Source organism: Phyllobacterium sp. SL163 (genome assembly GCF_049896885.1).
GTDB classification, from domain to species: domain Bacteria; phylum Pseudomonadota; class Alphaproteobacteria; order Rhizobiales; family Rhizobiaceae; genus Phyllobacterium; species Phyllobacterium calauticae.
In genome coordinates, this window is record NZ_JAFCVE010000008.1 from 291,829 (window position 1) to 305,509 (window position 13,681).

Here is a 13,681-nt window from a genome sequence, read left to right on the forward strand (position 1 = left end):
ATGGAGGAGTTGCACTGATGTTGGAACATCTCTTCTATGAACTCGGCCCGTGGAACTGGGTGGTGCTCGGTTTCATCCTCCTGATTTTCGAAGTGGCGGTGCCCGGCATCTTCCTGCTGTGGTTCGGTATTGCCGCCATCATCGTCGGCTTCCTGACGATCCTCGTGCTTGGACCGATGCTCGCCCTCGGCTGGCAGATGCAGATCATCCTGTTTCTGATTCTGTCTGTCATCACCGTCTTCATCGGCCGCAGGCTGATGGGCGCGGCTGACGTGCCGACCGATGAGCCACTGCTCAACCGGCGCAACGAACAGATGATCGGCCAGATCGTCGTGCTGGAGGAGGCAACGGTGAACGGGCACGGGCGCGCCCGCATCGGCGACAGCCTGTGGCGTGTCAAAGGCCCCGATCTGCCCGCCGGCAGCCGGGTCAGGATCACCGGCACCGATCAGGGAACGCTGACGGTCGAAGTGGCTTGATTCAGGGACGTTAATGTGCGGTGCGTGGTTCGACAAGCTCACCATGAGGGAAGTGGTTTGGTGCAACGCTAATCATAAACGTTGCAGAATACAGCGCTCTACAGCCCACTCCATCCCTCATGGTGAGCTTGTCGAACCACGCACCACGAGCCTGCAGACACTGAAATCAGGCGGCGCCGATCCGCAAGAGGTCGTGGAAGTGCACGATACCGACGGGGAAGCGGTCTTCCGTCACGATCAGCGCCCCGATATTGTGCTCATTGAGCAGGGCGAGCGCGGCGCTCGCCAGCATGCTCGTCGGCACGGTTTTGGGATTGCGGGTCATGATTTCCTCGACCCGCACCGTCACCAGATTGCGGTGAAGGTTGCGCGACAGGTCGCCATCCGTGATGATCCCGGCCAGCGAGCCGTCCTCATTGTGAACCGCAACACAGCCAAAACGCTTTCCGGACAGCACTTTCATCGCATCGGGAATGAGCGTCCCCAGCGGAACCAGCGGAATCTCGTCACCGCGATGCATGATCTCGCGCACATGGGTCAGGCTCGCGCCGAGCGATCCGCCGGGGTGGAATGTCTTGAAGTCAACGGCGGTAAAGCCCCGCGCTTCCAGGAGGGCAATGGCGATCGCATCGCCCATGGCCAGCTGCAGCAGCGGCGAGGTGGTCGGCGCCAGCCCGTGCGGGCAGGCCTCGGTGACCCTGGGCAGCAGCAGGACGACATCGGCGGCGAGGGCCAGTGCCGAGTTTTCCCCTGATGTAACCGCGATGAGCGGAATGCGGAACCGCCTGGAATAGCTGACAATCCCCTTCAGCTCCGCCGTTTCGCCCGACCATGACAGGGCCAGAATCGCATCGTCGCTGCCGATCATGCCGAGATCGCCGTGATTGGCTTCGGCCGGATGCACGAAAAAGGCCGGCGTCCCGGTTGAGGCAAAGGTCGCGGCGATCTTGGAAGCGATATGACCGCTCTTGCCGACCCCGGTGACGATGATTCTGCCCCGGACTGCCGCAATGCGTTCGATGGCCTTGCCGAAGGCATCCGCAAGGCTGCCATCCAGCGCATCGCGCAGCGCGCTCAGCCCGTCTCTTTCGGTTGAAATCGTCCGCTTGGCGGAGTCCACCGCTGCGGTCTTGTCCAGTTCGCTATCGTTTATTGCCTGCATGGCGAGAACCGTTAGCGCTTTGCCGCGCCGCTGTCCATTTTTTGTTGCGCCGCCCCTTTCAAACCTGTCCGGCAGCCGAAGCGGAAACCAGTCATTAACCATGACAGTTTACGCTCCATAAACGTTCGAACTCATTGGCAATGCTATTTATGTATCATCGGCAATCCCGCATCGGAGCACCGGCCTATCGCGGCAGCTTCACCTCTGCGATCAACCTGTGTCTGTGGACGGGGTTGATGAGCAGTGTTGCGTTTTCCGCCAGTGGAACGGCCATGGCCCAGCAGGCCGTGCCCCTGCGCGGCGCGGTGGACGAGAATGTCCTGCAAACCCAGCAGAATGCGCCGCGCGCCCCGGTGCGGCGCGCGCCTGTGGTTGCCGCAGCGCCGGCGCCATCACCCGCCACCGCGGGCGGTATTCCGTCGGACCCCTATGAACCCGTCAGTCCGGGCGCCCTGCCCAATGACGATGTGGGCGCTCCGCCGACGGCGACCGGGACGGCGAATGACACCTCGCTGTCATCCGGACCGGTGAACAACAGCCGCACGCTCAATCCGCGTCCCACTGCCACGCCAGGCACCGTTCCGCTTCCGGCCGACCGCACGACGGCAGCAACGCAGCGAACACGTCCTCTTCCACGCGCCCAACGCAACGGACAGACGCCGGCCACACCAACCACCGGCAGCATTGCCGACGATACGGACGGCAATCCGCGCGTGCAGCGCGAAAGCAGGGACAGCGTGTCTGAACCGGCCATCGAGCGGCGGACCGTGCGGCCGGATCCGGACCCGTTTGCACCCTTCGGCATCAGGGCCGGTACGGTCACGCTGCGGCCATCCATTTCGCAGGGCCTGCGCGCCACGACCAACGCCGACGGCAGTTCAACCGGCAAGAGCGCGATTCTCTCGGAAACACGGCTACGCCTGCGGGCGACGACGGACTGGTCGCGCCATTCGGCCTTTCTCGATTTCGACGGTCTCTACGACAAGACGCTGTCTGGCCAGGAGTATTCCGCGCCCAATGTCGGGCTGCGCGGTGGTTTCAAGCTTGATCTCGGCGACCGCACGACCGTGACCGGCGAAGGCGGCTACCGCTACCGGCAGGAGGATGCCAGCGCGCCGACGGCGGTTGTCGGCGCATCCAACAGGCCCGGCGTGCAGGAACTGGATGGCACATTGGGCATAAGGCACGAATTTGGCCGGTTCTTTGGCCAGGTGAAGGGCAAGGTCGACCGGACAACCTATGGTCAGGCCCAGTTCCCCGACGGGACAACGCTCAGCCAGAAGGATCGCAACAACACCTTTGCCAGCATCGCCCTGCGCGGCGGCTTCGAAATGTCCCCGGCGATCAAACCCTTCGCCGAAGTGGAGATCGGCAAGCTGATCTATGATGAAACCGAAGATTCCAACGGCTTTCGCCGCTCCGGTATGCGCACCGCGCTGCGCGGCGGTATCGAGGCCGATTTCGGCGAGAAGCTCTCGGGCGAGCTGGCGCTGGGCTATCTGCGCCAGAGTATCGACGATGAGCGGCTGTCCAATATCGATGGTCTGAGCGTCGACGGGGCCATCAAATGGTCGCCGCAGCGCGGCACCGATGTCAATCTTGGTTTGCTCACCCGTGTCGAAGGCGGGACAACGCCCAATGACAGCGGTTCGATCTTTTATGAGGGACGGCTTGGCGTAAAGCGCCAGATCCGCTCAAACCTCAGCGTCAATGCCGAGTTGAGCGCGTCGCTGCGCGACAACAAGGATGGCAGCGGCCTCGACAAGGGCTTTGGTGCGGAAGTCGGCGCCACCTACTGGTTCAACCGCTTCCTCGGGCTGGATGTCAGCGCCCGGCACCGCGTCACACGCAGCGAGGTCGATACCCGCCAGACCAGCGAAAGCAGCGTCTATATGGGCCTGACGCTGCAGCGGTAGGACAGAGGGGGGTGATATCCCCCCCTCAACGCATCTCAACCCTTGCGCGGCTGGATGGTCTTCAGCATGTTGCCGATATTGTCGATGACACCGTTGCGGATATCGTTGCGCCACAGGGCAAACGCCACATTGGCTTCGACAAAGCCTTCCTTCGAGCCCGTATCATAGGTGCGGCCCTGGAAGTGATAGCCGAAGAAATCCTGCTCCTTGGCCAGTTTCAGCATGCCGTCGGTCAGCTGGATTTCATTGCCGGCACCGCGCTCCTGATGCTCGAGAATGTCGAAAATCTCCGGCTGCAGGATATAGCGGCCGTTGATGTAGAGATTGGACGGCGCGGTCCCCTTGGCCGGCTTCTCGACCATTTCGGTGAGCTCGAAACCGTTGCCGACATCCTTGCCCTTGCCGACGATGCCGTATTTGTGGGCTTCTTCCGGATCGCATTCCTGCACGGCAACGATGTTGCCGCCGCCCGCCTGATTATACAGCTCGACCATGTCGGCAAGGCAGCCGTTTTTCTCCGGCTGCATGATCATGTCGGGCAGCAGCAGCGCGAAAGGCTCATCGCCGACGATATCGCGGGCACACCACACGGCGTGGCCCAGCCCCATCGGCACCTGCTGGCGGGTGAAACTGGTCGTGCCGGGTCCCGGCTGGATGCTCTGCAACTCGTCGAGCAGCGCCGTCTTGCCGCGCTCGGCCAGGGTTGAATAGAGCTCGTACTGGGCGTCGAAATAATCTTCGATGACCGCCTTGTTGCGGCCGGTCACGAAAATAAAGTGCTCGATACCGGCTTCGCGGGCTTCGTCCACCACGTATTGGATGACCGGCTTGTCGACAACGGTCAGCATTTCCTTCGGGATAGACTTGGTTGCCGGAAGAACGCGGGTGCCAAAACCTGCGACTGGAAAAACGGCTTTGCGGATTCTCTTCGCTGTCGTCACAATATATTCCCCATCTCACACAAAAACTCAGTTAACATTGGTAATGGACATTTGCCCTGCAAAGAATGAAAATAGTTTGAGCTGCATAATAAACATTTTTTTCGACCGGTAATGTTCCCGCAGGAACCGCCCGTCAAATATGCATGGTAAACCAATTCCTAACTTTGATGTGCATAATTTATTGTTTGCCGGAATAGGTGGAAACCCAGTTCAAGGAGACAACATGTTCAAGAGCCCGTCGAGTTTTGCAAAGCGAATCATGATTTTGGCCGCAACCGCGAGCCTGGCTTTTGCAGTCACGGCGACGAGTGCCTCCGCCGATGCAAAGTTCCAGACGTGGATTGCCAATTTCCGCACCACGGCGCTGCAGAGCGGAATTTCTGCCTCGACGTTCCAGCGCGCCTTTGCCGGCGTCAAGGATATCGATCCCGAAGTGCTGCAGAAAGCCGCCTATCAGCCGGAATTCACGGCACCGGTCTGGGATTACATCGATAACCGCGTCAATGAGCATTCCATCACCACCGGGCGGGAAATGGCGCGCAAATACAGCCGCTGGCTCGCCGCCATCGAAAAATCATTCGGTGTCGACCGCAATATCCTTTTGGCGATCTGGTCGATGGAAACCAATTACGGCGAAGCCATGCAGCGGCCCGACATCATGCGCGACGCCGTGCGTTCGCTCGCAACCCTCGCCTATGCCGACCAGCGCCGGGCAAAATATGCCCGCACCCAGCTGATTGCGGCGATGAAGATCCTGCAGACCGGCGATATCGACCGCAGCCACCTCACCGGTTCCTGGGCGGGCGCCCTTGGCCATACACAGTTCATTCCCACGAGCTATCTCGCCTATGCCGTCGACATGGACGGCAACGGCAAGCGCGATATCTGGACATCCGTACCCGATGCGCTGGCGACAGCCGCCAATCTCCTGGCCAAGAATGGCTGGGAATCGGGCCGGACCTGGGGTTACGAAGTGACCCTTCCGGCCGGGCGCAAATTTCCCGCTGGCTCAAAGACCATGGCGGAATGGCAGAGCCTCGGCGTGGTGCGCGCCAACGGCAAGCCATTCCCGCGCGGCAATGAAAAGGCCCAGCTGAAAGTGCTCGACGGGCGCGAGGGGCCCGCCTTCCTGATGACCCGGAATTTCTCCGTTTTGAAGAACTACAACAATGCCGACAAATATGCCCTTGGCGTTGGTCTTCTTGCGGATCAGATCGGCGGTGCGCCGCCGCTGCGCCGCGACTGGAATCGCCCATTCACGCCCATCTCCATGAAGGAGCGTGAAGAATTGCAGACACATCTGCGCGCATTGGGTTATTATGACGGCGAAGTGGACGGGAAAATCGGCTCCGGCTCACGGGATGCCATCCAGGCGTTCCAGAAGAAAATGGGGCTCGATCCCGATGGTCATCCCAGCAAGGAAGTGCTGACCATTATCCGCAAGCGATAAGGTTTGGAATACGATGGATACAATGAAACGGCCGGCTCGCCTCATCCGTTGCATCGTTGTGTCCGTATCCCTCGGTGCGGCCGGCGGCCTTGTCTTTACCGACATCGCCGCCGCCCAGCAGCGCACGCTGCTCGACATGCTCTTCGGCTCGCGCCGCGAAGTCTACCGCGAAAATACCGACCGGATGATTTTCGATGAGAACAACCGGCCCGTCCGCCCCTCCAAGAACCGCACGACCAAGCGGGCCGAGCGGCCGCGGCCGCAACCGGCAGCCCCCGCCAGCCAACCCTCCGCGCCGGCGGACGAACCGGTCATTCCGTCGAAACTGGCCGATGCCAAAACCATCCTGGTTGTCGGTGACTTCATGGCCAGCGGCCTTGCCGAAGGCCTCAACGCGGCCTTCATGGATTCGCCCGGCGTGCGCGTGGTCGACAAGAGCGACGGCTCATCCGGTTTCGTGCGCAGCGACCACCGCAACTGGCCCGCCACCATCGGCAGTCTGATCGACGCGGAAAAACCGGCCGTTGTCGTCGTGATGATCGGTGCCAATGACCGCCAGCAATTCGCCAACGGCCCCGCGCCGCAGAGCGAAGCCTGGACAAAGGAATACCAGGGCCGCATCAACGCCTTCCTCGAAGCGGTCAAGAAGACCGGGCACCCCGTGGTGTGGGTCGGCCAGCCCTCGTTCAAGTTCAAGAACATGAGCACCGACCTGCTGGCGTTCAATGAGCTCTACCGCAATGCGACGGAGAAGGCCGACGGCAAATTCGTCGATGTCTGGGAAGGCTTTGTCGACCAGGGCGGCAGCTTTACGCTGTCGGGCTTTGACATCTCCGGCCAGACAGCCCGCCTGCGCAACAATGACGGCGTCGGCCTGACCACTGCAGGCAAGCGCAAACTGGCCTTCTATGCGGAAAAACCATTGCGCCAGATGCTGGGCAACGCCACGTCACCGGCCATCGCCGCCGTCAAGCCGGGCTCGCCCGTGCAGGCACTGCCGGAAACGCCGCAGGCACCGGTCAAGGTCGACCGCATCGCACCGATCAGCCTGAGCGACCCGGAACTGGATGGCGGCACCGATCTCCTCGGCGCCGCACCGAAAGCCGCGGCCGCCGACAAGTCGGCGCAGGACAAGCTGCTTCTCGAAGGCAAGGCGCCGGACGCCCAGCCGGGCCGCATGAACGACTATGCATGGCCGGCAAAGTCCGACGCGGCACCGAGATAACGGCCTGACTATCGCGGCAGAACCGACGATCCCATCAGCGCGACATCGATGGCCTGTGCCGCCTGGCGGCCCTCACGGATCGCCCAGACGACCAGCGACTGGCCGCGGCGGATATCACCGGCGGTAAACAGCTTGTCGACGCTGGTGCGGTAATCCTTGTCATCGGCGGCAATCGAATGGTTGCCGCGGCGATCCGCCCGCATCTCCAGCGCATCGCCGAGTTCCTTGACAACACTGGTTTCGAACGGACCGGAAAAGCCGATGGCGATGAAGGCGAGATCCGCCTTGATGTAGAATTCCGTGCCGGGAACCGGCTTGCGCGCCTCGTCGACTTCACAGCATTTGACATGGGTCAATGCACCGTTTTCACCGATGAATTCAAGCGTTGCCACCTGGAACTCGCGGTCCGCGCCTTCCGCCTGCGAGGAGGACGTGCGCATCTTCGTCGCCCAATAGGGCCAGACGCTGAGCTTGTCTTCCTTTTCCGGCGGCTGCGGGCGGATATCGAGCTGGGTGACCTTCACCGCGCCCTGGCGGAATGCGGTGCCGACACAGTCGGAGGCGGTATCGCCGCCGCCGACGACAACCACATGGCGGCCTGACGCCACAATCGGATCGCTCGGCCAGGCCACGGATTCGATGTTCTCGCGGCCGACGCGGCGGTTCTGCTGCACGAGATAGTTCATGGCATCGTGGACGCCGTCGAGATCGGCACCCGGAATGCCCGCAGGACGTGGCGTTTCGGCGCCGCCGCAATAGAGCACCGCATCATAGGTATCGAGCAGTTCCTGCACCGGCTTGTCGATGCCGACATTGACGCCGTAGAAGAAGGTGACGCCTTCGCCTTCCATCTGCGCCACGCGGCGGTCGATGAAATGCTTCTCCATCTTGAAATCGGGAATACCGTAACGCAGCAGGCCGCCAGCGCGGCTTTCGCGCTCATAGACATGCACTTCATGGCCGACGCGGGCAAGCTGCTGCGCCGCGGCCAGGCCGGCCGGGCCGGAGCCGATGACGGCCACTTTCCTGCCGGTCTTCGATGCCGCAGGCTGCGGGATGATAAAGCCCTTTTCATAGGCCTTGTCGGCAATCGCCTGTTCCACCGTCTTGATGGACACCGGCACGTCTTCCAGGTTCAGTGTGCAGGCTTCCTCGCACGGGGCCGGGCAGATGCGGCCGGTGAATTCCGGGAAATTGTTGGTGGAATGCAGGTTGCGGATCGCCTCGTCCCAATTGTCGTTGTAGACGAGATCGTTCCAATCCGGAATCTGGTTGTGGATCGGGCAGCCGGTCGGCCCGTGGCAGAACGGGATGCCGCAATCCATGCAGCGGGCGGCCTGCTTCTTCACTTCGCCATCGGTCATGGGAATGGTGAATTCCCGGAAATGGCGAATGCGGTCAGACGCGGGCTGATACTTTCCGACCTGCCGGTCGATCTCGAGAAAACCTGTAACCTTACCCATAAAACTGCTCCCCTCACCCTTGGAGGACCACCCGTTCCCGTGTTGGGTCTGGGCAGCATTGGACCCCATGCCGAGCATCATTGTGATGACGCTCGAAGCAGGAGTGCGTTGATTTTATTCCGCTGCGACACCCATCCGCATGCGCTCCATATCTTCGAGCGCCCGGCGGTATTCGACCGGCATGACTTTCACGAATTTCGGCCGGAAGGCTTCCCAATTGTCGAGAATTTCCTTCGCCCGGCCCGAACCCGTGTAATGCATGTGGTTCGAGATGAGCTGCACGAGGCGTTCCTCGTCATGCCTGGTCATATTGGCCGAGACATCGACGCGGCCCTTATGGGCCAGATCGCCGCCGTGATGGTGCAGTTTTTCGAGAATATCATCCTCTTCCGGCACCGGCTCCAGCTCGACCATCGCCATGTTGCAGCGCTGGGCAAAATCGCCGGCTTCATCGAGGACGTAAGCCACACCGCCGGACATGCCGGCCGCGAAGTTGCGTCCGGTCTGGCCGATGACCACGACGACACCGCCGGTCATGTATTCGCAGCCATGATCGCCCGTGCCTTCAACCACCGCGATGGCGCCGGAGTTGCGCACGGCAAAGCGTTCGCCCGCGACGCCGCGGAAATAGGCTTCGCCTTCGATGGCCCCGTACAGCACGGTATTGCCGACGATGATGGAATTCTCAGGCACGATTTTCGTGTTGTCCGGCGGGCGAATAACGATACGTCCGCCGCACAGGCCCTTGCCGACATAATCATTGCCGTCGCCGATCAGCTCGAACGAGATACCGCGTGCGAGGAATGCCGCAAAGGACTGGCCGGCCGTCCCGGTGAACGTGACCGAGATCGTGTCTTCCTTCAGACCCTTGTGCCGGTAGCGCTTGGCCACCTCACCCGACAGCATGGCACCCGCCGATCGGTCAACATTCTTGATCGGCATTTCGATCTTGACCGGAATCTTGTTCTCCAGCGCGGGCATGGCCTGCTCGATCAGCTTGCGATCCAGGATATCGGTGATCGGATGGTTCTGCCGCTCGGTCCAGCGCGTCTTTTCCTCCGCCGCCTCCGGCTTGTGGAAGATGCGGGTGAAATCGAGACCCTTGGCTTTCCAGTGATCGATCAACTCGCGCTTTTCGAGCAGTTCGGCCTTGCCGACGATCTCTTCCAGCCTTGTATAACCCATGTCGGCCAGGAACTGCCGCACCTCTTCCGCCATGAAGAAGAAGAAGTTGATGACGTGTTCCGGCGTGCCCTTGAAGCGCTTGCGCAGGACCGGATCCTGCGTTGCCACGCCGACCGGGCAGGTGTTGAGATGGCACTTGCGCATCATGATGCAGCCGGCGGAAATCAGCGGCGCCGTGGAGAAGCCGAATTCGTCGGCGCCCAGCAGGGCACCGATGATCACGTCGCGGCCGGTGCGCAGACCGCCGTCGACCTGCAGGGCAATGCGCGAGCGCAGGCCGTTGAGCACCAGCGTCTGCTGGGTCTCGGCAAGGCCCATTTCCCACGGGGAACCGGCATGCTTGAGCGAAGTGAGCGGCGATGCACCCGTGCCGCCGTCATAGCCCGATATGGTGATGTGGTCGGCGCGCGCCTTGGCAACGCCGGCCGCAACCGTGCCGACGCCGACTTCCGACACCAGCTTGACCGAAACATCGGCTTCAGGGTTGACGTTCTTCAGATCGTAGATGAGCTGCGCCAGATCTTCGATGGAATAGATGTCATGGTGCGGCGGCGGCGAAATCAGGCCGACACCCGGCGTGGAGTGGCGGGTCTTGGCAACCGTCGCGTCGACCTTGTGGCCGGGCAGCTGGCCGCCCTCGCCGGGCTTGGCACCCTGCGCCACCTTGATCTGCATCATGTCGGAGTTGACGAGATATTCGGTCGTCACGCCAAAGCGTCCCGATGCGACCTGCTTGATGGCCGAGCGCTCCGGGTTCGGCTTGCCGTCCGGCAGCGGATAGAAGCGGTCAGGCTCCTCCCCGCCCTCACCCGTGTTCGACTTGCCGCCGATCCGGTTCATGGCGACGGCAAGGGTCGTGTGCGCCTCGCGGCTGATCGAACCGAACGACATGGCGCCGGTCGAGAACCGCTTGACGATATCCTTGGCCGGTTCGACATCGTCGATGGAGACAGGCTTGCGCCCGGCATCTCCAGCCATCCTGATCTTGAACAGGCCGCGTATGGTCTGCGCGCGGGCGGACTCGCTGTTCACCAGATCGGAGTATTCCCTGAACGTGGTGGCCGACTCCGTGCGCACCGCGTGCTGCAGCTTGGCTACCGCATCCGGCGACCAGAGATGTGCCTCGCCGCGCATGCGGTAGGCATATTCACCGCCGACATCCAGCGTGCTGAGCAGGACCGGGTCATTGCCGAATGCATCGCGGTGGCGGCGCACCGTCTCCTCAGCCACTTCCTCCAGGCCGACACCTTCGATCGTCGTCGCCGTTCCGAAGAAGAAGCGCTCGACGAATTCCGACTTGAGGCCGACCGCATCGAAAATCTGCGCGCCGCAATAGGACTGGTAGGTGGAGATGCCCATCTTGGACATGACCTTGAGGATGCCCTTGCCGATGGACTTGATGTAACGCGATACGACTTCCTTGGAGTCCACTTCCGGCGGGAACTCGCCGCGCTTGTGCATGTCGAGCAGCGTATCGAAGGCAAGATAGGGGTTGATCGCTTCCGCGCCATAGCCGGCGAGGCAGCAGAAATGGTGCACTTCGCGCGGCTCGCCCGATTCCACGACCAGACCGACGGAGGTGCGCTGGCCCTTGCGGATAAGGTGGTGGTGGACGGCAGCCGTCGCCAGCAGTGCCGGGATCGGAATGCGGTCCGGCCCGACCTGACGGTCGGACAGGATGATGATGTTGTAGCCGCCATGCACGGCCGCCTCGGCGCGTTCGCACAGACGCTCCAGCGCACCGGCCATGCCAGCCGCGCCTTCCTCGACATTATAGGCGATATCCAGCGTCTTCGTATCGAAGCGGTCTTCCGTGTGGCCGATGGAGCGGATCTTTTCCAGATCGCCATTGGTCAGGATTGGCTGGCGCACTTCCAGACGCTTGCGGCGGGACGTGCCGACCAGGTCAAAAATGTTCGGACGCGGACCGATGAACGAAACAAGGCTCATCACCAGTTCCTCGCGGATCGGATCGATCGGCGGGTTGGTGACCTGCGCAAAGTTCTGCTTGAAATAGGTGTAGAGCATCTTCGACTTGTCGGACATGGCCGAGATCGGCGTGTCCGTACCCATCGAGCCGATGGCTTCCTGCCCCGTCGTCGCCATCGGCGACATCAGCAGCTTGGTGTCTTCCTGCGTATAGCCAAAGGACTGCTGGCGGTCGAGCAGGCTGACATCCTTGCGCAGCGCGCGCGGCTCGACTGGGCTCAGCTCTTCAAGGATGAGCTGGGTGTTCTTCAGCCATGTCTTGTAGGGATGCCGGTTGGCGATCTCGGACTTGATCGTGTCGTCGGAGACGATTTCGCCCTTTTCCATGTCGATCAGCAGCATGCGGCCCGGCTGAAGCCGCCACTTCTTGACGATCTTTTCTTCCGGCACCGGCAGCACGCCGGCTTCCGACGCCATGATGACGAAATCATCGTCGGTGACGATATAGCGGGCCGGACGCAGGCCGTTGCGGTCGAGCGTCGCGCCGATCTGGCGGCCATCGGTGAAGGCAACCGCTGCCGGGCCGTCCCATGGTTCCATCAGGGCGGCATGATATTCGTAGAACGCCTTGCGGTCGTCCGACATCAGCTTGTTGCCCGACCATGCCTCGGGAATGAGCATCATCATCGAATGGGCGAGCGAGTAGCCGCCCTGGAACAGGAATTCCAGCGCGTTGTCGAAACAGGCCGTATCGGACTGGCCTTCATAGGAAATCGGCCAGAGCTTCGAGATGTCGTTGCCGAAGAATTCGCTGTCGACCGAGGCCTGACGCGCCGCCATCCAGTTGACGTTGCCGCGCAGGGTGTTGATTTCACCATTGTGCGCAACCATGCGGTAGGGATGCGCCAGCTTCCACGACGGGAAAGTGTTGGTCGAGAACCGCTGATGCACCAGCGCCACCGCGCTGACGAAACGCGGATCCTTCAGATCCTTGTAATAGGCGCCGACCTGATAGGCGAGGAACATGCCCTTGTAGACGATGGTGCGCGCCGACATGGACACGACGTAGAAGTCGCTCTCCTTGCCGCCGTTCTCCTGATAGATGCGGTTGGAAATCACCTTGCGCAGGATAAACAACCGGCCTTCGAAATCCTCATTGGATTCGATGTTGGGGTTGCGCCCGATGAACACCTGGCGGTGGAACGGTTCCGTCGCCGCGATATGCGGCGCCTTGGACAGGGACGAATTGTCGACGGGAACATCACGGAAGCCGATCAGCGTCTGACCTTCCGAGGCGATCACATCCGTGATGACGGTTTCGATATGGGCGCGCTCTTCGGCATCCTGCGGCATGAAGAGATAACCGACCGCGTAATGATTGACCGGCGGCAGCTCGACACCCTTTTCGGCCCATTCCGCGCGGAAAAACGCATCGGGAATCTGCACGAGCATGCCTGCGCCATCGCCCATCAGCGGGTCGGCGCCGACGGCACCGCGATGCGTCAGGTTTTCGAGCATGAACAGCCCGTCTTCAATGATCTTGTGCGACTTGACGCCCTTCATATGCGCGACGAAGCCGACGCCGCAGGCGTCATGTTCATTGCGCGGGTCGTACAAGCCTTGTCGGGTGGGAATGCCGGACGATTTATTGGTTTTGACCGCACGGTTCTGTACGGCCTGAGCAAGTTCAGTCGTTACAGATGGCGTCAAATCCGACATCGTCATTCCCTCCAAATGGGCCCCTTGGGGCGGTCAATTCCTCGCGGGACGGAATAGCATATATTCCTGCCCCTTCTGGTGCGGCATATCTTCCGGTTGCAAACTGCGGTCACCATTTTGAGGACGGAAGCACCCTTGCTTGCCATCCCGCGTTTGGATCGTGCAAATTAGGACAGCATTGCTGTCATATCCTCGTATGCCAGAATAATTCC

The 13,681-nt window shown here is 61.4% G+C and carries 8 protein-coding genes; 4 read left to right on the top strand and 4 right to left on the bottom strand.

All coding sequences use genetic code 11. The features are described 5' to 3' along the window. Window positions 1-17: 17 nt before the first annotated feature. Complete coding sequence (locus ACP7B1_RS19300; RefSeq protein WP_346306410.1) at window positions 18-479, top strand: NfeD family protein; 462 nt, start codon at window positions 18-20, stop codon at window positions 477-479. Between the two features lie 166 nt (window positions 480-645). Here the strand turns inward: ACP7B1_RS19300 and ACP7B1_RS19305 are convergent, their stop codons facing one another. Continuing rightward, complete coding sequence (locus ACP7B1_RS19305; protein WP_346306746.1) at window positions 646-1,641, bottom strand: KpsF/GutQ family sugar-phosphate isomerase; 996 nt, start codon at window positions 1,639-1,641, stop codon at window positions 646-648. Between the two features lie 236 nt (window positions 1,642-1,877). On the opposite strand from ACP7B1_RS19305, the gene ACP7B1_RS19310 reads away from it, so the two are divergent. Then, a complete protein-coding gene (locus ACP7B1_RS19310; protein ID WP_346306745.1) occupies window positions 1,878-3,557 on the top strand; it encodes an outer membrane beta-barrel protein in 1,680 nt (559 codons plus the stop codon). 35 nt (window positions 3,558-3,592) lie between these two features. On the opposite strand, the gene galU is transcribed toward ACP7B1_RS19310, so the two are convergent. Then, window positions 3,593-4,498 carry a UTP--glucose-1-phosphate uridylyltransferase GalU gene (galU, locus tag ACP7B1_RS19315; RefSeq protein WP_346306744.1) on the bottom strand — a complete coding sequence of 302 codons (906 nt, stop codon included), beginning with the start codon at window positions 4,496-4,498 and terminating at the stop codon, window positions 3,593-3,595. A gap of 223 nt (window positions 4,499-4,721) precedes the next feature. On the opposite strand from galU, the gene ACP7B1_RS19320 reads away from it, so the two are divergent. Then, window positions 4,722-5,948 (top strand): lytic murein transglycosylase, encoded by a 1,227-nt coding sequence (locus tag ACP7B1_RS19320; RefSeq protein WP_223615969.1) that lies wholly within the window; start codon window positions 4,722-4,724, stop codon window positions 5,946-5,948. A 22-nt stretch (window positions 5,949-5,970) separates the two neighbouring features. Continuing rightward, entirely contained in the window at window positions 5,971-7,173 is a 1,203-nt protein-coding gene (locus ACP7B1_RS19325; RefSeq protein ID WP_346306270.1) for an SGNH/GDSL hydrolase family protein, read from the top strand. 8 nt (window positions 7,174-7,181) lie between these two features. Here ACP7B1_RS19325 and ACP7B1_RS19330 read toward each other — a convergent pair whose 3' ends face one another. Further along, complete coding sequence (locus ACP7B1_RS19330; protein ID WP_346306269.1) at window positions 7,182-8,636, bottom strand: glutamate synthase subunit beta; 1,455 nt, start codon at window positions 8,634-8,636, stop codon at window positions 7,182-7,184. 114 nt (window positions 8,637-8,750) lie between these two features. Next, entirely contained in the window at window positions 8,751-13,469 is a 4,719-nt protein-coding gene (gene gltB, locus ACP7B1_RS19335) for a glutamate synthase large subunit (protein ID WP_426137191.1), read from the bottom strand. Between the last annotated feature and the right edge of the window lie 212 nt (window positions 13,470-13,681).

Coding starts and splice junctions, on each gene's coding strand:
- ACP7B1_RS19300 (WP_346306410.1), top strand. CDS start 18: ATGTTGGAACATCTCTTCTATGAACTCGGCCCGTGGAACTGGGTGGTG.
- ACP7B1_RS19305 (WP_346306746.1), bottom strand. CDS start 1,641: ATGCAGGCAATAAACGATAGCGAACTGGACAAGACCGCAGCGGTGGAC.
- ACP7B1_RS19310 (WP_346306745.1), top strand. CDS start 1,878: ATGAGCAGTGTTGCGTTTTCCGCCAGTGGAACGGCCATGGCCCAGCAG.
- ACP7B1_RS19320 (WP_223615969.1), top strand. CDS start 4,722: ATGTTCAAGAGCCCGTCGAGTTTTGCAAAGCGAATCATGATTTTGGCC.
- ACP7B1_RS19325 (WP_346306270.1), top strand. CDS start 5,971: ATGAAACGGCCGGCTCGCCTCATCCGTTGCATCGTTGTGTCCGTATCC.
- ACP7B1_RS19330 (WP_346306269.1), bottom strand. CDS start 8,636: ATGGGTAAGGTTACAGGTTTTCTCGAGATCGACCGGCAGGTCGGAAAG.
- gltB (WP_426137191.1), bottom strand. CDS start 13,469: ATGTCGGATTTGACGCCATCTGTAACGACTGAACTTGCTCAGGCCGTA.